Origin of the sequence: Cellulophaga omnivescoria, from assembly GCF_001999725.1 — a bacterium.
Lineage (GTDB): Bacteria > Bacteroidota > Bacteroidia > Flavobacteriales > Flavobacteriaceae > Cellulophaga > Cellulophaga omnivescoria.
In genome coordinates, this window is the sequence record NZ_MDDP01000051.1 from 1 (window position 1) to 26,197 (window position 26,197).

Genomic DNA, 26,197 nt, shown 5'->3' on the forward strand with positions numbered 1-26,197 from the left:
TGCTAACTTAAGATGTATAAAAATAATTGCTACTTTAGTTCTTAATCAAAGGTCGTTGCGTGTTTGTAACGTCTAATTTTTTTTCGGAAAATCCTCGCATACAAACCCGCAACTATTCTTATACAATCACGCTGGCAAGAGGCTATGTACCTTAACGAACATCTAAAAAAATAATGAATAAACTAAAAACAGGAGAATTTTACGGAAGTCATTATCAAAAATCAACTTTTAAAAATCTAATCATTACCGATACAGCATACACACATAGTAAGGTAGATTGGCATTATCACGAAAACCCATACTTTACTTATTTACTTCAAGGTAAATTATTTGAATCTAATAAAAAAGAATCATACTATTTGGAGCCTGGAAATCTACTATTTCATAATTGGCAAGACTCACATTACAATATAAAACCACCTGAATATACCAGAGGCTTTCACATTGAACTGAATGAAGATTGGTTTTCAGATTTTGATATTCAAATAACCGATTTTGAAGGAAGCATCAACCTAAAGAATCCAATTATAAAGAACTTAATGAATCAGATATTTAATGAGACTAAAATTAATGACCAGTATTCAAACTTAAGTATTGAGAGTAATTTGATTGACATATTTAACACTATAAAAGAATCAAAAAAAGGTAATCAAAAAAAACCAATTTGGGTAAGTCAACTAAAAGAATTATTGATTGAGGAAAAAACAGACCATTCTTTAAAAAGTTTAAGTTTAAAATTAGGGGTTCATCCGGTTCATTTGTCAAGAGAATTCAATCGGTATTTTGGAACTAGTCTTGGTAATTACATCCGATTGATTAAATTAAATAAAGCGTTTTATTTACTTCTCTCTAAAAAGTTTTCTATGACTGAAATTTGTTATCAGTGTGGTTTTTATGACCAAAGCCACTTTATTTCAAACTTTAAAAAAACATATAGTTTAACGCCAACAAAATTTTTAAAAAATATTTACTAATGTTAATTATATACAATTTTGGTAAATAGAATAGTACCACCTTTGCAATTCATCTAAAATCAATCAAAAAAAAATGAAAATCAAAGACTTAATATTATTGCTTTCCATTCTTTATTCATATTCTGCTTATACGCAGAATATGGTAGAATATACAGCTGGTTGGGAAGGAAAAATAGAAAATTCAAAGACATTTAACCTAAAAATAGAAATAGAAAATTTAGGACTTGAAAAAGCTAGATTTAAAATTTCTAACGGAACAAATATTATTAATTATTCTTTTAATATAAAAAGTACTTCTTTAATAGAAATACCTTTTTCTGAAAATTATTCTTTTAAAGGTATTTTGTCTAAAAACGGCAAAGAAATTAACGGATTTATTAAGTCTGGAATACTTTTTTATCACTTAAAACTTACACAATCAACCAAAAATACTTTTGTAGGTATTTGGAATATATTAATGGTAGATGAGTTAAAATCGTTAAATTTTTATTTAAGTGTTGAAAATGGAGCAGGAAATAAATATGAAGCTTATCCAATTTTTGGAGATAACCGATTTACAGGAACTTGGTGTAACAATTTTCAAAAAGAAAATGACTCGATTATGTTTTCAGATTTTAAAACTGGCTTACAGTTTAAAGGAAAGTTAGCCAAAAATAAAATACTATTAGATATCTATTTAGGAAACAATTTACTTACACAGATAGGTTTAACCAAATCTACAACAGATTGGGAAATTGGTGGTTTTAAAAATGACAATAAAACTTCTATTCTTAAACTTACCGAAATGGAAAAACTTATTTCAAAGGATTCATTACCTAATACACATTCCGTTTTAGTTTCAAAAAAAGGAAAAATTATTTATGAAAATTATTTTGATGGATACAATGCAAATATTCCTCACGATATGCGTTCCGCATCTAAAAGTATTTCATCTGCAATAGTTGGAGTAGCAAACGACAAATTATTATTTAAAAATGTTGAGCAATCTATTTTTGATTTTCTGCCTGTAAAATATCAAATACATAAAGATAATTTAAAAATTAAAATTGATATTCAAAGCCTATTAACAATGAGCTCTGGTATTGATGCTATTGATTATGGAATTAATGCAAATCCAAAATCTTCTGCAACAGAGCAAAATTATCAAAGAACACCAGATTGGATTGAAGCAATTTTAAAAGCGCCAATGATACATAAACCAAACACTAAAGCAAATTATGGTTCTGCAAACCCTGCTTTACTTGGTTTTGCTATGGATTCTGTTGTTTCTGAACCTTTGGAATTGTTTATTGATAAGTTTTTATTTCAAAAACTAGGAATTTCAAATTACATTATTCAATCTGACTTAAAAGATAAACCATATTTTGGAGGAGGAATGTATCTTACCCCTAAAAATATGTTGAAATTTGGAGAACTTTATCTAAATAAAGGAAAGATAAAATCAACACGTGTGATATCTAAAAAATGGGTTAAAAACTCATTTAAAAACTATCGTGATTTAGAGAATGTACTTGATAAAAATGGTTATGGATATTTATGGTGGCATAATACTTATTTAGTTAACGGAAAGAGCATAAAATCTATTGAAGCAAGAGGAGCTGGCGGCCAGTATATTTTTGTTGTTCCTGGTCTAAAAGTTGTTGTTGTTATTACATCAGGAAATTATAGAAATGGTAAAACACAACAACCTGAAGAAATTTTTGAGAAACACATTTTACCACACATTAAAAACCGAATAAAGCCAGTTGCAAACAAGGTATAAAAAACATAGGGCATTTTTGCTAAACCAAAACGAAACTACTCATCATATGCCCTAAATTTCTTATACTAACCAATGTACCCAATTTGATGAGCTACCAACTAAAAATTAAAAATGGAATTATATAAAAGGATTATTGAAATAGTTGATGCTAATCTGATTCACTGTTTGATTCCTGTAATTCTGACACTAATGCTTATCCAACTAATTTTTAAAAACCGATTTGAAACGAAAAGAATTTTGAATTTAATTTGTTGGATAATCATTATTTATACAATAATTACATTTACTTTTTATGTGATAGGAATGACAATAAACCCAGATGAACACGCATTTATTAATAGAGCAAATGGGCCCTATTGGTGGGCTTATTGGGTAATGTTATTATCTGCTTTAATTTTACCCCTAACCTTATTCATTAAAAAATTAGCATCAAAATTTTGGTATGTTCTTTTAGTTGCTTTTGGAATGAAAAGTGGAATGTATTTTGAACGTTTTGTAATAATTACAACAAGCTTCCATAGAGACTATCAAACTGAAAATGGAAACGTTGGACTTATGGAATCAATATTGTACGAAATTGGAATATTCTTTATACAAGGAATAATAATTGCGATGCTGACTTTAGGAGTATTTGAAATAATAAAAAAGAAAAAGCTAAAATAAAATATAAAAATTTTTGGTCTGTGTTAATCCAAAAATAATTCTCTAATTTACACGCTACGTTTCATACACAAACCGTTGGCGAGCATTTAACAAACCGCAATCTATGAAAGAATGACAAAAGGAATTTTAATAACTTCAATAACTCTTATGAGCATATTTAATGTATTTGGACAAGGGAAAAGCGACAAAAATAAAACTGAATTTAAATTTAGTGATGCAGAAAATAAAGCTGTTTTTACTTGTAATCACGTAACTGATGAGAAAAGTCCGATTTTGTATGCGACACACGACAGCGACGGAGATTGGCAATTCTTATGCGGACAAAATGACCACACAGAAGAAAACACAAAAATCATTTCTTTGAAAAATGCGGTTGAATTAGATAATACTCTTAATGAATTATTTGAAATGCCAAATGGAGTTGGAGCGGAACGCTATGAAATTGGTAAAAAATGGTATCCTTTTAAACTCTAATCAGAAAATAGGTTTTTATGAGCAAATCGGAAAAGAAAACTAAAATTCGTGGAATTACAACTGCGAAATCGGAGAAAGAAAACAAGCAAGATGCTAATAGAAAATATCGCAGGATAGTAAAACAGAAAGTTAAATCTAACGAGTCTGAATTACCTAAAATTCGTGAAATCTCAAATGTTTGGAGTTTTAATAAAGACGGAAAGAAATACGATTCTGAAATGACCCATAAAGATTTGCGAAAATAAAAACGGCACGCCAATACCCTGTATAATTAATTGCTAGTGCTAGCCTACTTACAAATCTCTAATTGTTAGGACTCGCAGATTTTATTAGTCGGTAATTATTTATTAATTTGAGGTGCTTAAAGCACATAAAAAATGCCTACAAATAGGATATGTAAATTTTAGAGAAACCTTAAAATTAGCAGAAAAAATATACCGTTCTTTTTAAATACAAATTAGGACCTAAAAACAAAAACTTATGAAAAAAATTATAGTATTAATTGTAGTCCTAAGCATATGTATATCTTGTAGTCAAAAAAAAAGTAAAACCAATAATGAGCTGCAAAACCCTACACAAACAGCTAAAGATTCTTTAACAGCAGCACTAGATAGTATTTATAAGCAAGGACTAACAAACGGTTTTGGAGTTGCTATAGTTAATGATAAAGGAACCCTGTATAAAAATGGTTTTGGGTGGGCAGATAAAGCAAACAAAATAGCTTATACAGAAAATACAGTACAACACATAGCTTCTATATCTAAAACCTTAATTGGAGTAGCATTAATGAAAGCGCATGAATTGGGTAAATTAAACTTAGATGATCCTATAGATAAATACATTGCATTTGATGTTTTAAATCCTAATTACCCCAATAAAAAAATTACCATACAACATTTAGCTACGCATACATCATCAATTGTAGACACAAAACATTACATGCAAAATGCTTGGATATTAACACCTAACCAAGACTTATCAAAAGTTTATAAAAATTATCCTTACCAGCGCTTAAATCCTTCAACAAGTGCAATGCAAATGGAGGCTTTTTTAAAAGAGGTACTTACAACTAAAGGCAAATATTATGATAAAGAAAATGGCTTTTTAAAGCACAAACCAGGAGAAAAGTTTGAGTATTCTAATATTGGAGCTACACTAACAGCCTTAATTATTGAAAAATCTACAGGAATACCGTTTAATGAATTTACTAAAAAATACATTCTTAAACCTCTAAAAATGAACTCCGCAGGATGGTCATTAGATGAAGTGGATGCTACAAAACACTCTAGATTATATTATGATTTAGATATACCATTACCATTTTATACCGCCATAACTTATCCAGACGGGATGTTAATTGCTTCATGTGATGATATGGCTAAATATTTAACAGAACTAATTAAAGGTTATACTGGCAATGGTACACTGCTGAACAAAAAAAATTACGAAACACTATTTACACAGTATTTAAGTGAAGATAACTTTGATAAACGTAATGCCAAAAACCCGTACAATGATGAATATAACACTGGTATTTTTATGGGCTTTAGCGCTAAAGGTTACATTGGCCACACAGGAGGAGATGCCGGAGTGGTATCGTTTATGTTTTTTGACAAAGAAACTAAAACAGGACGATATTTAATACGAAATACAAATAGTGATGATGATAATGGTCCGGTTCAATTTTATAACATTTGGAAAAAATTAGGTGAATATTCTCCTAAACTTCATCAATAATTATAATTAATAGTACAAACACAAAACTATATTTTACCATTTACGTTTTTTTATTTGAGTGTAGCTTTAAAGTATTACTGTATTTTTATATAAAATATTTGTTATATTAGTTACGTAAACACCTAACAAACAGCTCATAAAACGTTTGTTATAATTAACCAAAATGAAAAAAGTAACATTACTATTTGTACTAATTAGTAGCTTAATTACAACTGTTTATTCACAAAATAAGGGTTGTAGCTGTAAAACCGATTTAACTTTTTTGGACAGCAAAATAAGAAAAACACCGGCTTATAAAATTAACAAAAAGGCATACCACACTTCCTATTCAAAAATTGCAAAAGAGGTAACCTCCATAAATTCAATTTTTGATTGCCATTTACTACTTAATAAACTTTTAATTTCTTTAAACGATAACCATAGTAGAGTTTATAGCGCTAACCCTGGAACAGATAAAGTAAAATTAAATTCTGAAAAGTTATTAGAATTTAAAAAAACAGCGCTCTATAATAGCTACCCACAACCAAATATAAATTTAGACAGTTTGCAAGTAGCATTAAGCAGCAAAACAAAAATGAATGTAGAAGGTGTATATACCAGAGAAAATTATATGACTATTGGTGTCTACAAAAATAATGGACACTATAACGCCATTATTTTAAATTCGGAATCTGATGTTTGGCAAAAAGGTGAGGTTATTTATACGCTAATACCCTTTGGAAATAATTATTTATTAAACATTGGCGGAAGCATTTCATCTAAACGACTAATTGCATATACAGAAAGAATAGAAGATGGTTTTTTTTATTTTATGGGCTTCAAAAAAAATATTGCAGAAAAAAGTTATTACCAAAAAACGCTCTCTGAAGATACCTACTACCGTGAAGAACTATCAGATAAAATTACGTATTTAAGAGTTGGGAGTTTTAGCTCTTGGAACAAAACCCTTATTGATGCAGAAAAATTTTACAAATCTTTAGAAGGAAATTTAAACAAAAAACACTTAATTATTGATTTAAGAAACAATGGCGGTGGCGGCAACAGAAATTCTAACATTTTATATGAGTTAGTAAAAGACTATGCTAAGCAAAACAAAGTTTATATACTTATTAATCATAAAACTGTGAGTAATGCAGAGCAATTTGCCCATAAACTTAGTAAGTTAGAAAATTGCCTATTATTTGGCCAAAGAACTAATGGAACACTAGCTTATGAAATAAAAGATAGTAATTACACCTTACCTTGTACCAATTTTATAGTTTCATTAACCTCCAAAAAACATTCAAAATATATAGAGTATGAATCTGTAGGAATTAAACCAAATGTTTTACTAGACATTAAAACAGATTGGATTGAACAATTAAAAACCTACATTAACAAAAATAGCTAGGGCTAAAAAAATTATGGGTTACCATAATTATAGTACAGAATTTTTAAAAAAAATAAATAAAACGAAAAATATGCGTTTATCCATCTATATTGGAGAAATAAACGCAATTAATTACGTTTATATATAGTTGCCCACAATATGAAAAACCAGCTTCTGATAATAGTTTTCTTTATTTCTAACTTCTGTTTTAGTCAAATAAAGGCAGTGATATTTGACAAGGAAACTAAAGAAAAAATATCCTATGTTAACATTTGGATTGAAAATGAAAATATCGGAACTACTTCAAATGAAAACGGCGAGTTTCTTATTGACAATTCTAAAGGAGAAATTTTAATTCTGTCGAGTTTAGGATATGAGACTATGAAAATCAATCTAAAAGAAGTGCCTTCTAAAATATTCCTAATTCCAAAATCTTATGAATTAGATGAAGTAATTGTTTCAACAAAAAAAGAAAGTAAAGAAAAAATAATAGGAAAATTTCAAGATTCTGAAATTGGATTTTACTACGCTACAGAAAAAAATCCTGAAATAAAAGCTAGGTTATTTGATTATGATACATCTTATTTAGAAACACCTTTTCTAAAAAGTATAAAATTTAGAATTTTTAGTGACATTAAAAATGCGAAATTCAATATCAGGTTTTATTCAGTTGGAGACAATGGGCAACCTGATAAACCTATTTTCGAAAAAAATATAATTGGAATTTCTAAAAAGGGAACGAAAAATTTGGAAATTGATTTATCGGACTTAAATATTTACTTTCCTGATGACGGACTTTTTGTAAGCTACGAATGGTTAATAATTGAAGAAAATGAATTTAATATTTCGATTCCAACGCAAGATTCTAATGAAAGAATTAAGAAAACACTTTATGAACCGAAAGTTGGACTTTTACCTGTTTCAAAAAACACAAATAGTTGGTTATATAAAAATGGGAAATGGGAAAAAGTAGATAAATTTAAAGGAAATAGCCCAAAACCGTATTTAGATAATTATGGGATTTTAGCAATTGAATTAACACTTACGAATTAAAAAATATTGTGGGCAACACCGTATATAATTTATTGCTAGTTCTAGCCTACTTACGAAAATCCTCGCTGATTTTCTATCTGTGATTTATTTGCTAAATTAGTTGATTAAACACCTGGTATACAATATTAATAATCGTTAATAAACATAATTATTAATACAGTAATAAGTTTTTTAGTAGAAGTAATCTTTAATAGAATATTACTTAAATTATGGCAGTTTATTGGTAACAGCCTAAATTACTTAGACAGCTTTTTTAATACAAAAAAGAAGAAAAAATAATGCCTAATAACCTTAAAAAAATATCTCTTGGTGTCTCTGTTGTAATTTTTATGATTTTTACATTTGTAATTGGCCCAACCAATGTTTTTGGTCTTGAAAAATACTTACAAAACAACACCAACTATTTTTTTGGAGTAAGTACTTACTACTTAGATTATGCCTTGCTAGCTTTTATACCCTTTTTTGGAATATTTTTAAATTACAAGCGTAATAGCCTTAACTATTTTTGGCTTCTAATACATATTGCAATACTACTTTTCTCTGCAATATTATCATTTATTATAGGACTTTACATTTTAACTTTTATTGGTAAACCAACAAGCCCATTAGTACCTAAGTACATAGTTACAGAACCTATATTTTTATACTCAACCATATGTATAGGAATAGGAATATTAATTCCGTTTATTTTAGTTAAAGCAAAAAAATAAATATGCTCCTTTGCTACAATCTACAAAGTATAATTGTAGTTGCCAACATACTTATAATAACATAGTTTACTACCGTTAATTGCTTTAAACTACTTAAAGCAGTAGCCTGTAAGATTTATCATATACATCTCCTACAAATTAAAGTGTAATACAATGCAACAAACAAAACGCTACAACGTTTAAAAATACAACATAAACAAACTAATTTAACCTTAACCAAAATCTATGAAATCTAAAATCATATGTTTATTAGTATCAACATTTGTATTATTATCTTGTTCCAATGATGATTCGGACACAGAGCTTAACCCCAAAGACGATTTTCCTACCACTGCTGAAATTGCAGATACACCTTTAGAAAAAGGGAGTATTTTAACAATAACCGGCAACTTTAACCCTGAAAAGACTTATACTGTAACTTTTTTTGAAAACATTATTGCCGAAAACATTGAAGTTAATACAGATAAATTAATGGTAGAAATACCTAGTGATGCAAAATCTGGAGAAGTTACTTTAACTTTTGAAGGAGAAACCAAAACAATAGGTAAAGTTGAGATAATTGAAAACAGCACAAAAGACATATTCATTTTTCAGTATGACGATGATGTTAAAAAATTAGCTAAAATAGACACTAATACTGGTGACTTAGAATACATTACATCTAAAATAGAGTACGGAACAAATACCAGAGGTATGGTATACAACCCTAATAATAAAACTTTTGTAGGGTTTGATTTTGATGCGGATTACAAACCTTTTGTTATTACTATTAACCCAGACGGCACTACTACATCTACCAAAATAAAAGAAGAATTTTTAGCTGGTGGTGGCAATTTTGATGATTTAGTTATTGATGACCAAGGAAACTATTTTATTTTTCAGTATGATGAAGATGTAAAAAAACTAGCCAAATTAAACACAACTACAGGTGATTTAGAATATGTTACACCTAAAATAGAATACGGAACAAATACCAGAGGTATGGTATACAACCCTAATAATAAAACTTTTGTAGGTTTTGATTTTGATGCGGATTACAAACCTTTTGTTATTACTATTAACCCAGACGGTACTACTACATCTACCAAAATAAAAGAAGAATTTTTAGCTGGTGGTGGCAATTTTGATGATTTAGTTATTGATGACCAAGGAAACTGCTATATTTTTCAGTACGATGAGGATGTTAAAAAACTAGCCAAAATAAATACTGCTACTGGTAGTTTAGAATACGTTACTTCTAAACTAGAATACGGAACAAATACCAGAGGTATGGTATACAACCCTAGTAATAAAACTTTTGTAGGTTTTGATTTTGATAGCGATTTTAAACCTTTTGTAATAACTATAAACCTAAACGGTACAACAACTACTACCTATATAAAAGAAGAGTTTTTAGCTTCTGAAGGTAACTTTACAGATTTAGTTATTAATTAACAATTTACAACAATGTATAGGCGATATAGCTCTTCGCTTATACATTGTTTATTTTAGTTGCCAAATGCATATTTTTACAAGTATTACCTAGTACCTAAAATTTAGGTTTAACTGGTAATCTATATGTAGAGCTGTTAAAATTTGAACACAAACTTTCTAAATAATTTAAGTGTAATTAAAGGCTATAAAAAATTATGAAAGAAAGACTGCCTGTTTGGAAAGCTTTATCTGAAATGTACTTAGATACAGAACTTCATGATTATGATTATGACCAAATTGCTAAAACACTAGCTGCCTCTGGTTTTACTAGTAAAGAACTAAAAGAAATTGATTTGTACGAGGTATTTCCTGTTTGCGCAAAAAACCTATTAAGTACTGCTGGTATCTGGAATGGCTTTAATGATGATTACTTATACAAGGCCTGTAAAAAAGCTTACCTCCATAAAAACAATATTTTTTTTAAAAGAAAAATAAAACTATTAAGCTACCTATTTTCATCAACAAGAAAAAAAAATTGGGCAGCATTAGATAACAGATTAAAACGCTCTAGTTAAAAAACAATAGCAACAGCTCCAAACAAATATATACTAAACCCACACGAATATATATTTACATAGTAAAGCACTCATATTAAGTACTAAGTTTGCTTTAGTTAGCAGCAATTTAGTGTTGCAATTACACTTGCTGCAACTAAACAGTAATAAATAACTAAACCACAAAAAATGAAAGCAATAAACATTGTTAAGTATGTATTTACAGTAATAGGTATTGGTATGCTAGTAGGAGCATTTTTTGCGTTCCAAAGTACCAACAGTTTTTTACAAAACGCTACAGAAACACAAGGCATAGTAATACAAATGCTAGAGTCGAGTTCTAGTAGTTCTTCAGACAATTCTATAACATACAAACCTCTAGTAGAATTTACAGATAAAAATGGAGAACAGTTTCAGTTTACGTCAACTGTAAGCAGCAACCCTCCTAGTTACAGCATTAATGAAAAAGTAGACGTACTTTACAATGCAGACACACCTAACAAAGCTAAAATTAAAGGATTCTTTTCTCTTTGGGGCTTAAGTACTATACTTGGTGGTATAGGATTAATTTTTACATTAATTGGTGTTGGTATAATAGCATCAGGGCTAAAAAAGAAAAAATTACATAACTATCTTAAGCAGCACGGAACTAAAATAGAGTCAGACTTTCAGAATGTAACTTTAAATACTTCGTTAGCAGTAAATGGTAGAAACCCTTTTGTTGTAGTATCACAATGGTTAAACCCAAAAACATCTGAACTACATATTTTTACTAGCGACAATATTTGGTTTGATCCTACAGACTTTATAAAAACAGAAAAAATAAATGTTTTAATAGACCGCGATAATCCTAAAAAATATGTAGTAGACTTATCATTTTTACCAAAAGTAGCTGATTAAAAAAGAATACTGATAAGATAAGCCTACAGAAGAAAAAAATTAATGAATAATGAAACTAATATGAAAAAATTAACCTTACTACTACTTCTTGTTAGCCTATTTGGATACGCACAAGTAGATTATAAAGGACTTGTAAAAAATATAGAAGATATTACAATCGAGACCGATATAGAAACTCACTTTAAAGGCGTACCATTTACTGAAGAATATGGTGAAATTAAATTTAGTGATGAACGTTTTTTACGTTTTTATGGGGTTTTTGTAGATAAAGTAAAAATAAACACCAGCTATGGAGGTAAAAGAATAACTATGCATTTTTTTGATGAAATATCTGATTACAACAAACTTAAAACTAAACTAACAGAATTGTATGGTAATCCAGACGTTAACGAACGTAGTAGCTCTACTTATTACGAGTGGAAAACGGAAAGCAAAAGTTTAATGCTTAGAGTTAGTACCGAAGAAAGCTTATTTACAGAATTTGATGAACTGGTAGTAACATTATTCCATTAAAAAATTACACGTAATGAAAAACATAATAACAATTCTAGTTTTATCAATTTATACCACATTTGTTTCTTGTGATAGCGTTGCTACTAATAGGTACAACTTTGCAGAAGTTAAATCTAGCTCACAAACAAAGGCGTTAATTGCTAAAATGATATTAGAAAACAAAGAAGAGGATATAGACAGCACATCTAGTTATATAGAGCTTAACTTAAAAGGAATGCACTACGCAGACGTTCCTATAAAAAGTGCTTTAATTACAGACAATTATACTTTACTTACAACTGATACTGTTAATTTTTCTGCTAAAAAATTACTTGAAGTTTTGGAAGCCGAAAAAGGGCTAACAAACCTAAATAACAGCTATAGTGATGATGTTGAGTTTGAATGGAAAGATGAAATTGAAACTAAAAAACTGGAAGTTAATTTTGTAAATGGCAAGCATTTAGCTGCTTTTGGCAATAAAGATTACGGCAAGTTAACTATTACATACAACCCTGTATACACCATACCGTTAGCTAAAATACACAGTAAGGTTAAGGTTTTTGACGCAGCGCCTAAATACCTATTATATATTAAATCTTACAACAGTGTTTTTGATATTAGTATAAATGATGTTCGTATTGCAGAAGATACAGACTCAGATTCTTTTAATTTAAACAATTACATTACAGGTCCAAACTCTACAATAAAATTAACTGCTAAAACAGAAGATAAAACCATAAAAAAAGAACCAAATACGTATTATAGAGATCCATCTTTTTCAATAGAAATTATAGATAACAGCACCAAAAAAGTTGTTAAAAAAATAGAAGAAATAAGTATTAAAAATAATATCCCAGTAAACCTTAAATTAGACTTTAACTCCACATTACCATACTACCCAAAAGCTTGGACAAATGGCGCCGATTTAAGAAACAGCAAGGATTTAAAAGAAAAAGTAATTGCATTATACACCAAATTAGGAAATGCCATTTTAGCAAATGATGAGCAAGCTATTAACGACTTATTTTATCAAAAAGATTTTGAAGTACAACAGTTAGATTTTGATACTAATTTTGAAACCGCACGTACCAAGTGGGAAGCCTACTTAACCATTTTACTAAATACCTATAAGTACACGTTAGCAAAGGATTTTGATATTGAGTTTAATGCTGGCGGTAAATTAATTTACACTTATGCTAAAGACAAATCTGATATGCTCATTTTAACCGGCAAAAATTACGATGATTCTTTTAATCATTTTTTATACCAACCTAAAGGGTCTAACGAGCTAAAAATAATACGATAATGAAAAAAATACTATATATAATTACGGCACTTTTAGCTATTGTTAGTTGTAACAAAACACAACCAAAAAACAAGACAGAGTTAAATGAGTTTTTATCTGCTTTAGACAATAAACCGTTAGAGGAAATTAAAGAAGAAGTAAACTCCAATATTAAACAATTTGAGTCTATGGCTAAATTCTTTGATGGCTCGTTTGCTAATAATATTAAAACAATTAACAAAGAAGATGAAAAGTATGAAGAACCTTTTAAAGTAGATACTACAGGGGTACACAAAGCTCTTAATCAGTTTAAAAATGTGACGTTTTCACAAACTTATAGCGACTATAAGACTGATTTGCAATTTATAGGTACTAATGATGATAATGAAAAACCTATAAAGCTTGGCCAAGGTGTTACACAAACATTCACTCCTAAAAAAATATACTACCATGATGGCGAGGTACGCACAGATAGTATTGAAGGTTATGGGTTAGATTTTCATTTTGATGAAGATTGGGGGAAAGCCAAAGCTATAGACAGCATAGATATTTCTTTTAAAGTAGATTATATTAAAGATTATGATGTTGTTGAAATTTCATCGGACAACCCAACAGTAAAATATAAAGGAGGAGAAATTAACTTTGTAAAAGCAGAAGGCAATTACGTTTATTTTACATTAAGTGATACAATTGCTGATCCTATAAAAGTACAAGGTCATAATGAAGAAGGTAAAGTCTTGGACCGCAGCGGCTACTCTAACAATGGCGTATCTCCTGATGATCAAGAAGATATACTTACAGAAATGTTAGGGTTCTTTAAAAAAATACAAAAAAAATTAAACGATGATGATTTTAAAGATACTCCGGAGCTTCAAGAGTATTTAAAAGACAACCTATCTAATTTAGATTTTTTTAATGATAATGATGGTATCTTTCACAAGGAATATTACTATTATGGTACTGTAAAAAGTATAAGATTATTTTTTAAAAAAGATACCAAAACCGAGGAAACATCATTTACAGCATATAATTACCAACCAACTAAAGACAATGATGCACTAATTGCTATGCAAACAGATGATGCAATTGTTTTTATAAATAACATAGGAGAACCAAAAATAACAATACCTGGAGCTGGTGGTTTAGAAAATATTGGAGGTAATTTTTATGAAGATTACAATCACTTTTATCACTTAAATAAAGCCGAAGAAAAGTTAGACACACTTTTAGTTTACAGTGTAGAGGCTTTTAGTAATGGCATTGTTGGTATACTACCAGAGCAAGAAAGTGACAATTACACACTTGTTAACCAAGATAACAAACCAATAGGCTCAAAATTATACTGGAAAGTTAAAGAAGTTGGCAATGTGTTATTTGGAATTACTTATGATAACAAATACTACATATTAGATGAAAATGCTAACGCCACTCTACTACCTGGTATACATAATGTCTATAATACCTTGGCTGATGATAGAATTATGGTTAGTAACACTAGCTCTAAAATAGGATTTATAAATAGCAAAGGTAGGTTGGTAATTCCTTTTAAATATAATGATGCTAAAGACTTTGAAAATGGAATTACTGTAGTAGAATTTAATGATACTTATAAGTTTATTGACACAAATGGAAAAGTATTGCTAGATATTAAAGAAGATCATTTGGACTTTTTAAAAGAGGACGAAAACAAAAAAAGAATTTATAGTTTTGATTACGGTAAAGTAAAATACAATTACAAAGGAGAATTAATAGAAGAATAAATATGAAAAAAATTGCCTTATTTTTTATACTTTTTATACAAATTATACCTCTTTGTGCTCAAAACAATTTGTTTGTTACTGCCAAGAGTGGCTTAAACGTTAGGGAAAATTCTAGCTTAGACGCTAAAAAAATAGGGAAATTTAATTATGCCGAAAAAGTAGCTGTATTACATAAAACAGATCTATTTTTTGAAGTAACTGACAACGGAAAAAAAATAGAAGGACAATGGTACAAAGTTACCGGTAAGTCTGACAGTAACTTAGAGCTTACCGGCTATGTTTTTAGTGGTTTTTTATCCAAACCAAAACAAAAAGACACGTTTATTTTTCTTAATTATAACGACAATTTTGATTACCCAGTAATAGGAGCCTCAAAAGGAAAATCTTTCTACGGCTTTATTAATACTGAAGAAGGCCGTAGCTATTTAAAAGGAGATAGTATTGAAATTGAATGGGAAACTGGTGTTGTTTATATTGCTGGTGACAATGACAGAAAACAACTAGCTGATTTTATTGTTACTACTAAAAAAGTTAAAAATGGTAAAATTGCTAACTTTAGAGAGGCTTATAAAAAAGAAATAGAATACACTTATACAAATAATTACACGCAAGATTATTTAGATAAGCTTTATCTAGAGGTTGAAAACTACATAGCCAATTCTGATAATGAATTGATTAAAAAAATAATAAAAGACAAAGAACAGTTAGGCTATACCATAGAAGAAAAAACAGTAAATGGTGAAGATTTAGTAGTAATAGGAATTTACAAATCTTTTGAAGAAAAAACAACAACAGTGCTATGGTTATCTTATTACCCTGAGTTTCCAAAGTTGTATGAGATAGACTTATAAAACTATTAATAATACAACTTACTAAGCTCTATCAATAAATTTAGTATTATGAAAAACAAAATTGCAATTGTATTTTTTTTAAGTTCACTAAGTTTATTTAGTCAAGATTTTAGTGACATTAAAACTAGAGTTAGTTTACTAAAAAATACTGCTACTTTTAAGGTAGACTCTACAGGTATTTCCAAAATCTTAGTACCTACATATTATTGTAATACTAATGAAACAAACAATAACTGGCACGTACAAGATTTAAATAATGATGGTTTAAAAGATCTAATATATTCAGGATCCTGCCAACCATACCATCAAACAGCAATATTTTTAAATAGTAAAAAAGGGTTTCAGTTAGTATATGATGCTCCCGGCAAAATACTATCAATAACAAGCACTACAAATGCCACAGAAATAAATAGTTATAATCCTAGCTGCTGTTGCAGCTATTATTCTAGTTTAGTTAAAATAACCATTAACAATACATCTGTTGTTGAGGAAAGTACAATATCGTTTCATGATAAAACAGTTATTACTCTATCAGATAAATTATACACTAAAACAGTATCCGGAATTTTAAGAAGTACACCAGTAATAGATGATGTTATAAAAAAAGATCCTTGTACAGGTGAAAAAATTGTAGGGAACACTATTGGCACTCTAAAAAACGAGTCCGCAATAGTTGTAAACCAAGAAAACAATTGGCTTTTGGTTTTTATAAAACAAAATGGCTCCTACGCTGTTGGCTGGGTAAAAAAGTAACGTTTATAAAACTATTAGAAATGAAACTACTTAAATTACTTTTTAGCTTATTGTTGTTATGCTTATTTGCTTGTAACTTAACTAGTAATAAAAACGCAGATAAAAGTAATGGTAATGTTGATACAGAGTTAGAACAACAATCTAAAATAGATTCTTCAAGCATAGAAATTACAGTAGAACGTGGTGCTTTTCATTATGATAAATTTGTGCTTAAAGACACTTTAATCACTTTTTATCCACCTAAAAAAAGTATAGGTATAGGTATAGATAACAGTAATTACAATCAAATTTCTGAACAAGTAATTAGCACGCAGACCAGAAATAATTTGGTAAAAAAGATTCTTAATGATGGTTTTTTCAAATTAAAAAACTTCTACGCTAGCAATACAACTTGCAATAGCCACTTAACGGTTACGGTTAAATTTAACAACCAATTAAAAAAAGTAATTTCTGAAGATTTTGATAGAGAATGTCCTGAGCTTTTAAAGTTTATAGAACAAGAGGTTATTAAAATGCACAATAAGGAGTTAAAACGAATTTTATTACCTGGTTAAAACAGAAAGCTATAATGTTAACATGAAATCAAAAACTATACATATATTACTTTCAATTTTAATTACGGTAGTAGTAACTTGGTTTCTTCTAAAACTAAATTATACTTATTACAAAACAGAAATAATTAAAGGCAAAAATTTACAGGTGGTTATTTATGTACAAAAAAACTTTAGTCATTTTGGTTTTTCTAGTCAAAACGGTCATAAATTAGCCTACATAGAACTACAAAACTTAAAAGGAAAAACTTTAGCTAAACAAAGCCTATTTAATAGGTGTGAGGTTCTAATAGAAGAAATAAATCCATCTGTAGAAAACAACAAACTATACTTTACCAAGTTTAGCTATATAAATTTGTTAGATTATAGTTATTATTGTTTTAAGTAAATATCTTAATTATTTAAAATGAAACCAATTACAGTTAACTGGACAATAAATTTGCCCAATAAAAGCCAAATACAAAAAATGTGGCGAGAGTTGGTTTTTGATGTTATTGATGAAGAATTTGAGTTTATAAACATAGTAAAAGCTAACCTTGGTGGCAATATTTATTTTAAGGGGTTTAAGTTTCATGAAAATGAAATATTTGATTGGTTTTGCTCTCGCGGAAGATTAGATGAAATTGACTTTTATAATAATTTTTTACTTTCTGATAAAGTTCTTAAAACCTTTAATAATGAGAATAACTCTGAAAAAAGGGCTTTTAAAATTGATAAAGAACCAAATTTTGATACTAAAGATGGTTTTGTAATTGATGGAGAACTTGCTGCTTTACTATTTAACGGTGGCGCGTACGGATCCAAGTACAAAAAGGAACCAAACCAAATTAAAGAAAAAGCACGGTTATTTTGCTCGCAGTTATTTCGTGAAAAATACAGTTATGATTATGTTAGGTATTACACATCTACCAATGCATGGAATACGTGGTTTATAGATTTTATTATAGATTATACGTATTTGATAGTTTGTATGGAAACAAGAACAATTTGGATATTAGCATTTACAGACACCGATTAATTTAGTAACTTGTTGCATATCATAAACAATATAATATGAGAAAAACTCTCACTCTTGTGCTTATAATCTCTTGTTTTGTAAAACCTTTATTTGCTCAAACCAACAAAACTTTTATTAATGAATATTTAGAACGTTTAGAAACTTCTAAAAAGTATTTAATTCTTGTTGCAGAATCTATGCCTGAGGATAAATATACTTTTAAACCAACACCAGAATCTATGAGTTTTGCAGAGCATTTAATGCACATTGCTTGGGCTATGGATTGGCATAGCCAATCTTTAATGGGTGGTAGAGATGCCAGAAATTGGGATACAGATACAGAGCTTAAAATAGGCAACAAATCTAAAGAAGAAATGATTGCCACAATTAGCAATACTTTTGATGTTACTCGTGCTTTTATTTCTGAGTTTGACACAAAAAAGCTAGATGAAAGACTTGACTATTTTGGAGCCAACAGAACCAAAAGACAAATTTTATTATTGCTCACAGACCATATAACACACCACAGAGCCCAAATGCTTGTTTATATGCGCTTAAACGGATTAAAACCCCCAAGGTATGTATTATATCAATAAAATTAATTTTAGCTCTTATTAATTAGTACAATACATAAATAGAAAGACAAAAATACAAAATGGTAATATTTAAAATTAAGTTAATTATTTTACCAATCGTTCGGTAATTAAAAAAATATATTACATTTGCCCTATGAGACCACAAAAAGTATTAGACAAAGAAATATTAAACGGCTTAACTAAAATTTTTAGATCTAGAGGTTATGAAGGCGCTAGCTTAAAAGAATTATCTGATGCTACTGGCTTAAAAAAAGCAAGTCTTTACCATAGGTTTCCTAACGGTAAACAAGAGATGGCAGACGCTGTTTTAATACATTTAGAAGATTGGATTAACACCAATGTGTTTCATACGCTTTTAGACACCAACTTAACACCTAGCGTCCGTTTAAAAAAAGGATTATTGGCTATACGTGAATTGTATGATGGCGGAGAAGCCATTTGTATATTTAGAGCACTATCTATGCAAGCTGGTATAGAGTTGTTTGAAGAGCAAATAAATAAAGGAATGACACAGTGGTTATCTGCTTTTAAAGAAATAGGTATTGCCCTGAGTTTTACACCAGAAGAAGCAGAAAAAAAAGCTTTACAGGTATTAATACAAGTACAAGGATGCTTAATTGTAGCAAAAGGCCTGAGTGATTTGTCTGTTTTTGAAAACACAATGCAAAACATAGAAAACAGTTACTTAAAAGCATAAAAAAAATTAAATATACATTTTACCGAATGTTCGGTAACAAAGAACAAAAAGTATGAAAAAATACCCATTACCTCCCTTTACAAAAGAAACTGCAACACAAAAAGTACAATTGGCAGAAGATGCTTGGAACACTAAAGATCCTATTAAAGTATCTATGGCATATAGTCTTAATACAGAATGGCGCAATAGAACCAGCTTTATTAATGGTAGAAAAGAGGTGCAAGAGTTTTTAAAAAATAAGTGGATAAAAGAGCATAACTATAAATTAAAGAAAGAACTCTGGAGCTTTAATGAAAATAAAATTGCCGTTAGATTTATTTACGAATATCAAAATGATAGTGGACAATGGTACAGAGCTTATGGAAATGAAAATTGGGAATTTGATGATAACGGATTAATGGAAAAACGCTATGCAAGTATTAACGATTTGAAAATAAATAAAAACGAAAGAATAGTATAAAATGAGAAAATTACAACTAGTGCCCTTGCTATTATTAGCTTTTATAACTGCTTGTAAGCATAATACACAAACAATAAGCAGCAAAAAAAATATAGAAACAATAAAAATTAAAAAAATGAATAATGTAAAATACAAAACGGAAAATGTAAATGGTGTAAAAATTGCTTACCGAGAAGCAGGAGACAGCAACAACCCAACAGTAGTACTATTACACGGCTTTCCGTCTTCATCCCATCAATACAGAAAAGTGTTAAACCAGCTATCAAATGAGTTTTATTTAATAGCTCCAGATTATCCTGGTTTTGGAAATAGTGATTTTCCTTCTGAAAAAGATTATGAGTATACTTTTGACAATATTGCTAAAACTATAAATTCATTTTTAGAGCAAAAAGCTATTACAAGTTATGCCATTATGATACAAGACTATGGCGCACCTATAGGATTTAGAATTGCTACTGCACACCCAGATAGAATAACGGCAATAATTAACCAAAATGGTAATGCTTATGAAGAAGGTTTAGGCGAAGCTTGGAAGTCTACAAAAGAGTTTTGGGCTAATAGAAATGAAACTACAGAAAAAGCTCTATTACCTTCTTTTTCTTTAGAAGGTTTGGAGTGGCAATACACGCACGGTACTAGAAATTCAGAAAATATAAATCCAGATACTTGGCATTTAGATTACCTTAGGTTATCTAGACCAAATGCACATGCTGTAAACTTAGATTTGTTTTACGATTATCAAAATAATATAAAATTATACCCTAAGTGGCAACAATATTTAAAAGACAACCAACCTCCATTATTAATTGTTTGGGGTAAAAATGATGCATTTTTTCCTGAAAGTGGAGCAGAAGCATTTAAAAAAGATGTAAAAAATACAGATTACAACATCTACAATACTGGTCACTTTGCACTAGAAGAAGATGCAGATAAAATTATACCAAAAATGAGATCTTTTTTACATACTTTAAAAAAGTAACGATTTAGTATTGAATTAACTAAAATAAAAAAGCCTCATTTAACAATGAGGCTTTTACGTATAACGTACTATATTATTTTTTATTAGCAGTAGTAATGTACTTCTGTAATGCCATTGTCATAGATGGCGTTTCTGGTGTTGGCGCAAGTATATCTATACGCAACCCAGCATCTGTAGCAGCATTAACTGTTGTATTTCCGTAAACAGCTATTTTAGTATCATTCTGTTCAAAGTCAGGGAAATTCTTTAATAAAGATTCAATTCCAGACGGACTAAAGAAAACAAGTATATCATAATACACATCTCTTAAATCTGACAAATCACTAATTACTGTTTTGTAAAAAATAGCTCTCTTCCAATCTAAACCAAGACCATCCAATGTTTCAGGCACAATTGGCTTTAATACATCTGAAGAAGGTAAAAGAAATTTTTCTGTTTTATACTTTTTTAACAACGGAGCTAAGTCTGCAAACATTCTTTTACCAACATATATTTTACGTTTACGGTAAACTACATATTTCTGAAGATAGTATGCCACAGCCTCAGACTGGCAAAAATACTTCATAGAATCTGGCACTTTAAAACGCATTTCTTCTGCAATTCTAAAAAAGTGATCTACAGAGTTTCTACTTGTAAGTACTATTGCTGTAAAGTTGTTTAAATCTACTTTTTGCTGACGCACTGTTTTTGCATCAACGCCCTCTACATGTATAAACGGTCTAAAATCTACTTTTAACTTCTCCTTTTCAATAAGTCTTGAATAGGGAGAGTTCTCCATTTTAGGTTCTGGTTGAGAAACCAAAATCGTTTTTATCTTCATAGACATCAATATTTTAGGTAACTACCTATTATCACAAAAGGTGAAATTTCGAGTGCGCAAAGGTACAAAATAAAATAGAAAAAATTAATTGTTATAAAATTTCGATGAATTCTTAACAGATTAACCCATCCTATGCACATTACAACGACAAACAAAACCACCGCCAAATAAGCAACTAGCTCAGAATATGGTGTAATATATGTAAGAAAAATATTAGCAGCAAATAACACCAAACCACTGTAATTTTGGTATGAAATTTTATTAAAAACAATATGAACAATGGCAGTTTCTGCGTTAAAAATAAAACTATTAATAAATTGCAATACTAATTTTACTACAACAAATAAACTTAAAATACCAAAAATAAAAAGGTAGTTTATAGGAGTAAGTGTATCTTTAAATTTAAAAATACTTAGCAAATAGTAAATAAATAACGCCGCATTTAACCACAAAAAAACACTCCATAATACGTTAAACCAATTAAACAATATATGTTTTTTACTGTGTAAAAAAATGTATTTGTTATTAAATGGTAACGCCACAAAATTTATAAACTTATTGTAAAAAAAGGTTTTACTTAAAACCATAACAAAAAGACTAACCACAAATATGGTGGTAACCCAATCTACATTATTAAAAACCCTAGTAATAGATTCCATTTTTCTTTTTGTATGCGTATAAGTGGTGCAAAACTACAAATTAATACTTAGACCAACTTTATTAATTAATACGTGTTATTGCATAAAAAAGACGCTATGCAATTGTAAAAAAATCATAAAAAGCACTTTGGGTTTTACCACTAAAATTTAAATAGTACTTTTGTGCATTCAATACTAAAAAAAGAATGACAGATAGCTTAGTTATAATTCCTACTTTTAATGAGATAGAAAATATAGAGGCTATTATTAATGCCGTTTTTACATTAAAAAAAGAATTTCATATTCTTATTGTAGATGACAATTCTCCTGACGGTACTTCACAAAAAGTAACAGAACTACAAGCCCTGTTTAGCGGTAAACTGTTTTTAGAAGTACGTAAAGAAAAAGCGGGTTTAGGAACTGCTTATATTCACGGTTTTAAATGGGCTATTGCAAATAAATACGACTATATTTTTGAGATGGATGCAGATTTTTCTCATTCTCCAAATGATTTAATTAACCTATACAATGCTTGTATTGCTGGTGCAGACTTAGCCATTGGCTCTAGGTATGTTAAAGGTATTAATGTTGTAAATTGGCCTTTGTTTAGAATATTATTGTCTTACGGCGCATCATTTTATGTAAAAATGATAACAGGTATGCGTGTAGATGACCCTACCGCTGGTTTTATTTGTTACAAAAGAAAAGTGCTAGAAAACCTAAGTTTAGATACGGTCCGTTTTATCGGGTACGCTTTTCAAATAGAAATGAAATTTAGAGCACATTTAAAAGGCTTTAAAATACAAGAAGTACCTATTGTTTTTACAGATAGAGTACGCGGAAAATCTAAAATGAGTTCTTCAATTATTGGCGAAGCTGTTTTTGGAGTAATAAAAATGAAATACATAAGCTTGTTTCAAAAAAACAAATTTTAAAATGAAGAAAACGCTAATAAAAAACGCTAAGGTTGTAAATGAAGGCACAATTACCAATTGTGATATTCTTTTAAACGGTAATTATATAGAAAAAATAAGTAGTTCTATTAGTGATGCCAACGCTACAATTATAGACGCTAAAGGCAATTACGTATTACCTGGCATTATAGATGACCAAGTACATTTTAGAGAACCAGGACTTACGCACAAAGGAAATATTGCTACAGAAAGTAAAGCTGCTGTTGCTGGTGGTGTTACTACTTTTATGGAGCAACCAAATACAAATCCGCAGACAACAACAATAGAAAAGTTAGAAGAAAAATTTGCTGTAGCAAAAGAAAGCTCTTATGCTAACTACTCCTTTTTGTTTGGTGGTACTAATGACAATTTAGAGGAATTAAAAAAACTAGATAAAAACGCTTGTTCTGGTGTAAAATTATTTTTAGGTTCTTCTACCGGAAATATGTTGGTAGATAACGAAGAGGTAATTGAAAAAATATTTAGCAATACAGAAATGGTAATCTCGGCTCATTGTGAAGACGAAACTACTATTCGCAAAAATATGGCTACGTATAAAGAAAAGTACGGAGACAACATTCCTATAGAATATCACCCAATTATTAGAAGTACAGAGGCGTGCTATTTATCTTCTTCTAAGGCTATAGCTCTGGCAGAAAAAACTGGTGCCAGACTACACGTTTTTCATTTATCTACAGGAAAAGAAACAAGTCTTTTTAGAAACGATATTCCTTTAAAAGACAAAAAAATTACAGCAGAGGTTTGTGTTCATCATTTGTGGTTTTCTGATGAAGATTACAAAGAAAGAGGTACACTTATAAAATGGAATCCTGCTGTTAAAACTGCAGAAGATAGGTCTATGCTTTGGGACGCTCTTTTAGATAACCGTATAGATGTTATTGCAACAGACCACGCACCACATACCTTTGAAGAAAAAGATAACGTTTACACGAAAGCTCCATCTGGCGGACCGTTAGTACAACACGTTTTACCTGCTATGCTAGAGAAAGTTTTAGATGGCACAATTACTATAGAACGTATGGTAGAAAAAATGTGTCACAACCCTGCTATTTTATTTCAAATTGAAAAAAGAGGATATATTAAAGAAGGGTACTTTGCAGATTTAGTTATTGTAGACACCAATAGTCCTTGGCAAGTAAGCAAGTCTAACATTTTATACAAATGTGGTTGGTCTCCGTTTGAAGATTACACATTTAAATCTAAAATTTCTCATACCTTTGTAAATGGACATTTAGCGTATGCAAATGGTGTTGTTTCTGAGCAAAAAAATGCACATAGACTAACCTTTAACAGGTAACTTTAACAGCAAGATTACACCACCAAAAATAAAAAAGATGAAAAAGCTTATATCCTTACTACTAGTAATTTTAGCTATAGTTTCTTGTTCGCAAAAAGCTATTAAAGAGCCAGACAATCTTATACCTGAATCTAAAATGATTGACATTTTATATGATTTAGCACTTATTACTGCTGCAAAAAATACCAATTCTAATGTTTTAGTAGAAAACAATGTAAAAACAATGCCCTATATCTATAAAAAATACAATATAGATAGCACACAGTTTGCAGACAGTGATGTTTATTATGCGTCTTACCCAACAGTTTACGAGGGTTTTTATAAAGAAATACAACGTAAATTAGACACCATTAAAACCCAATTAAACCGTAAAAGAGAATTAAAAGCAGATAGTATTGCCAATAGCCGAAAAAAGAATCCAGAAAAACTTAAAGTTGCTCCTGTAAAAGCAGGGAAGAAGTAGTTTTAATAACGGTATCTAAATCTGTAAAATTAAAGTTTATAGCCTCTTTAATTTTTGCATTTTGGTACATATCCTGACTTTTTAAGCCGTGTACTTGCATTTTAGACAACTTACGACCTCTTCTGGTAAATAAATGCACTAACCAGTCTAACTTATACAAAATATTTAACTGCCATATTTTTAAAACTTTAGTTGGTTTAGGCTTATTAATGGCTACGGCTATTTTATCTAAAACCTCCTTAAATGTAGCATTTTCTGCCACAGCAATATACCGTTGGTTTACTAAGTTAGCATTCATTAGTTTTATACACATATCAACAACATCAAAAACACCTATAAATCCGCTACCACTTGGTGGATAGTATTTTAAACCATTTGCTATTTTACTAAAAAATTGTCCACTTCCGGAGTCCCAATATCCAGGTCCTAAAATAACACCTGGGTTTACAATAACAGCATCTAAACCTTCTTGTGTACCACGCCAAACTTCCATTTCTGCTGCATATTTTGTAAGTGCATAAACATTTACATCTGCATCATTCCATTCTGTTTCTTCGGTAACAATTGGTGTTGCTTCATTTTTACCCAAAGTAGCAATAGAACTTACGTAAGTTAACTTTTGCACATTGTTAGACAAGCAAAAATTTACAATATTGGCTGTACCTTTTGCATTAATTTGTCTTAATTTAACATAGTCATTAGGATCAAAAGAAATTAAAGCTGCACAATGGAATACGCGTGTAACATCTTTAAAAGCATTTTCTAATGAAGGTATGTCTGTAATATCTGCAACCACCCAAGTTATTTTAGAAAACAACTCCTCTGCATTATCTACATAATAAGAAAATACTTTTTTTACCTGCCCTAAATTACTACTTGCCCTGCGTGTAGCTTTTACCGCTTTTTCTGTTTTAAGCAGCTGCAATAAAAGATGCGCACCTACTAATCCTGTGCCTCCTGTTACCAATATCATAG

The 26,197-nt window shown here is 29.6% G+C and carries 30 protein-coding genes; 27 read left to right on the forward strand and 3 right to left on the reverse strand.

Translation table 11 applies throughout. The features are described from left to right. Positions 1-173: 173 nt before the first annotated feature. From BFJ87_RS16335 to BFJ87_RS16450, 24 genes are all read left to right on the forward strand, one after another. The gene (locus BFJ87_RS16335) at positions 174-974 is read left to right on the forward strand and encodes a helix-turn-helix domain-containing protein (RefSeq protein ID WP_077407168.1); all 801 of its coding nucleotides are present in this window, start codon (positions 174-176) and stop codon (positions 972-974) included. 73 nt (positions 975-1,047) lie between these two features. Then, entirely contained in the window at positions 1,048-2,736 is a 1,689-nt protein-coding gene (locus BFJ87_RS16340) for a serine hydrolase domain-containing protein (RefSeq protein ID WP_077407171.1), read from the forward strand. Positions 2,737-2,847: 111 nt separating this feature from the next. Next, positions 2,848-3,399: a hypothetical protein gene (locus BFJ87_RS16345; protein WP_077407174.1), complete on the forward strand. Its 552-nt coding sequence runs from the start codon at positions 2,848-2,850 to the stop codon at positions 3,397-3,399. A gap of 111 nt (positions 3,400-3,510) precedes the next feature. After that, positions 3,511-3,873: a hypothetical protein gene (locus tag BFJ87_RS16350; RefSeq protein WP_245799652.1), complete on the forward strand. Its 363-nt coding sequence runs from the start codon at positions 3,511-3,513 to the stop codon at positions 3,871-3,873. Positions 3,874-3,890: 17 nt separating this feature from the next. Beyond that, on the forward strand, positions 3,891-4,118 hold the full coding sequence (locus tag BFJ87_RS16355; protein ID WP_077407177.1) for a hypothetical protein: 228 nt from the start codon (positions 3,891-3,893) through the stop codon (positions 4,116-4,118). Between the two features lie 235 nt (positions 4,119-4,353). Then, positions 4,354-5,610 (forward strand): serine hydrolase domain-containing protein, encoded by a 1,257-nt coding sequence (locus BFJ87_RS16360; protein ID WP_077407180.1) that lies wholly within the window; start codon positions 4,354-4,356, stop codon positions 5,608-5,610. 163 nt (positions 5,611-5,773) lie between these two features. Continuing rightward, positions 5,774-7,000 carry a S41 family peptidase gene (locus BFJ87_RS16365; RefSeq protein ID WP_077407183.1) on the forward strand — a complete coding sequence of 409 codons (1,227 nt, stop codon included), beginning with the start codon at positions 5,774-5,776 and terminating at the stop codon, positions 6,998-7,000. 138 nt (positions 7,001-7,138) lie between these two features. Beyond that, entirely contained in the window at positions 7,139-8,032 is an 894-nt protein-coding gene (locus BFJ87_RS16370; protein ID WP_077407186.1) for a carboxypeptidase-like regulatory domain-containing protein, read from the forward strand. Between the two features lie 278 nt (positions 8,033-8,310). Further along, positions 8,311-8,742 carry a hypothetical protein gene (locus tag BFJ87_RS16375; protein WP_077407188.1) on the forward strand — a complete coding sequence of 144 codons (432 nt, stop codon included), beginning with the start codon at positions 8,311-8,313 and terminating at the stop codon, positions 8,740-8,742. A 225-nt stretch (positions 8,743-8,967) separates the two neighbouring features. Beyond that, positions 8,968-10,176, forward strand: coding sequence for an NHL repeat-containing protein (locus BFJ87_RS16380; protein WP_077407191.1), 1,209 nt, complete (start codon positions 8,968-8,970; stop codon positions 10,174-10,176). Between the two features lie 194 nt (positions 10,177-10,370). Continuing rightward, positions 10,371-10,730 (forward strand): DUF7079 family protein, encoded by a 360-nt coding sequence (locus BFJ87_RS16385; protein ID WP_077407194.1) that lies wholly within the window; start codon positions 10,371-10,373, stop codon positions 10,728-10,730. A 168-nt stretch (positions 10,731-10,898) separates the two neighbouring features. Further along, positions 10,899-11,609 (forward strand): DUF3592 domain-containing protein, encoded by a 711-nt coding sequence (locus BFJ87_RS16390; protein ID WP_077407197.1) that lies wholly within the window; start codon positions 10,899-10,901, stop codon positions 11,607-11,609. Between the two features lie 42 nt (positions 11,610-11,651). Continuing rightward, the gene (locus tag BFJ87_RS16395) at positions 11,652-12,122 is read left to right on the forward strand and encodes a hypothetical protein (protein WP_077407200.1); all 471 of its coding nucleotides are present in this window, start codon (positions 11,652-11,654) and stop codon (positions 12,120-12,122) included. A 13-nt stretch (positions 12,123-12,135) separates the two neighbouring features. Next, positions 12,136-13,407 (forward strand): hypothetical protein, encoded by a 1,272-nt coding sequence (locus BFJ87_RS16400; protein WP_077407203.1) that lies wholly within the window; start codon positions 12,136-12,138, stop codon positions 13,405-13,407. Then, positions 13,407-15,146, forward strand: coding sequence for a WG repeat-containing protein (locus tag BFJ87_RS16405; protein WP_077407206.1), 1,740 nt, complete (start codon positions 13,407-13,409; stop codon positions 15,144-15,146). Before BFJ87_RS16400 ends, BFJ87_RS16405 begins: the two co-directional genes overlap by 1 nt. Positions 15,147-15,148: 2 nt before the next feature. Then, positions 15,149-15,997 carry an SH3 domain-containing protein gene (locus BFJ87_RS16410; RefSeq protein ID WP_077407209.1) on the forward strand — a complete coding sequence of 283 codons (849 nt, stop codon included), beginning with the start codon at positions 15,149-15,151 and terminating at the stop codon, positions 15,995-15,997. A gap of 48 nt (positions 15,998-16,045) precedes the next feature. Further along, positions 16,046-16,750 (forward strand): hypothetical protein, encoded by a 705-nt coding sequence (locus tag BFJ87_RS16415; protein WP_077407212.1) that lies wholly within the window; start codon positions 16,046-16,048, stop codon positions 16,748-16,750. A gap of 20 nt (positions 16,751-16,770) precedes the next feature. After that, positions 16,771-17,304, forward strand: a complete 534-nt coding sequence (locus BFJ87_RS16420; protein WP_077407215.1) for a DUF6438 domain-containing protein — start codon at positions 16,771-16,773, stop codon at positions 17,302-17,304. Positions 17,305-17,326: 22 nt separating this feature from the next. Next, positions 17,327-17,689 (forward strand): hypothetical protein, encoded by a 363-nt coding sequence (locus BFJ87_RS16425; protein ID WP_077407218.1) that lies wholly within the window; start codon positions 17,327-17,329, stop codon positions 17,687-17,689. Positions 17,690-17,707: 18 nt separating this feature from the next. Continuing rightward, positions 17,708-18,319, forward strand: a complete 612-nt coding sequence (locus BFJ87_RS16430) for a hypothetical protein (RefSeq protein ID WP_077407221.1) — start codon at positions 17,708-17,710, stop codon at positions 18,317-18,319. A gap of 35 nt (positions 18,320-18,354) precedes the next feature. Further along, the gene (locus tag BFJ87_RS16435) at positions 18,355-18,894 is read left to right on the forward strand and encodes a DinB family protein (protein WP_077407224.1); all 540 of its coding nucleotides are present in this window, start codon (positions 18,355-18,357) and stop codon (positions 18,892-18,894) included. Positions 18,895-19,027: 133 nt separating this feature from the next. After that, the gene (locus tag BFJ87_RS16440) at positions 19,028-19,591 is read left to right on the forward strand and encodes a TetR/AcrR family transcriptional regulator (RefSeq protein ID WP_077407227.1); all 564 of its coding nucleotides are present in this window, start codon (positions 19,028-19,030) and stop codon (positions 19,589-19,591) included. Positions 19,592-19,643: 52 nt separating this feature from the next. Further along, a complete protein-coding gene (locus BFJ87_RS16445) occupies positions 19,644-20,051 on the forward strand; it encodes a nuclear transport factor 2 family protein (RefSeq protein WP_077407231.1) in 408 nt (135 codons plus the stop codon). Positions 20,052-20,166: 115 nt separating this feature from the next. Beyond that, the gene (locus BFJ87_RS16450) at positions 20,167-21,030 is read left to right on the forward strand and encodes an alpha/beta fold hydrolase (protein WP_171974525.1); all 864 of its coding nucleotides are present in this window, start codon (positions 20,167-20,169) and stop codon (positions 21,028-21,030) included. Positions 21,031-21,103: 73 nt separating this feature from the next. Here BFJ87_RS16450 and BFJ87_RS16455 read toward each other — a convergent pair whose 3' ends face one another. After that, positions 21,104-21,850, reverse strand: a complete 747-nt coding sequence (locus BFJ87_RS16455; RefSeq protein WP_077407387.1) for a uroporphyrinogen-III synthase — start codon at positions 21,848-21,850, stop codon at positions 21,104-21,106. Positions 21,851-21,855: 5 nt separating this feature from the next. Beyond that, positions 21,856-22,509, reverse strand: a complete 654-nt coding sequence (locus BFJ87_RS16460; protein ID WP_077407237.1) for a DUF4271 domain-containing protein — start codon at positions 22,507-22,509, stop codon at positions 21,856-21,858. Between the two features lie 185 nt (positions 22,510-22,694). Here BFJ87_RS16460 and BFJ87_RS16465 point away from each other — a divergent pair, with 185 nt between their 5' ends. From BFJ87_RS16465 to BFJ87_RS16475, 3 genes are read left to right on the forward strand one after another with little or no spacing between them, the layout of a single operon-like run. Beyond that, on the forward strand, positions 22,695-23,423 hold the full coding sequence (locus tag BFJ87_RS16465; protein WP_077407241.1) for a polyprenol monophosphomannose synthase: 729 nt from the start codon (positions 22,695-22,697) through the stop codon (positions 23,421-23,423). A 1-nt stretch (position 23,424) separates the two neighbouring features. Continuing rightward, positions 23,425-24,759, forward strand: a complete 1,335-nt coding sequence (locus tag BFJ87_RS16470) for a dihydroorotase (RefSeq protein ID WP_077407244.1) — start codon at positions 23,425-23,427, stop codon at positions 24,757-24,759. A 37-nt stretch (positions 24,760-24,796) separates the two neighbouring features. Next, positions 24,797-25,222 (forward strand): DUF4296 domain-containing protein, encoded by a 426-nt coding sequence (locus BFJ87_RS16475; RefSeq protein WP_077407247.1) that lies wholly within the window; start codon positions 24,797-24,799, stop codon positions 25,220-25,222. Here BFJ87_RS16475 and BFJ87_RS16480 read toward each other — a convergent pair. Next, entirely contained in the window at positions 25,188-26,195 is a 1,008-nt protein-coding gene (locus BFJ87_RS16480) for an NAD-dependent epimerase/dehydratase family protein (RefSeq protein WP_077407250.1), read from the reverse strand. The genes BFJ87_RS16475 and BFJ87_RS16480 overlap by 35 nt on opposite strands. Positions 26,196-26,197: the final 2 nt, after the last annotated feature.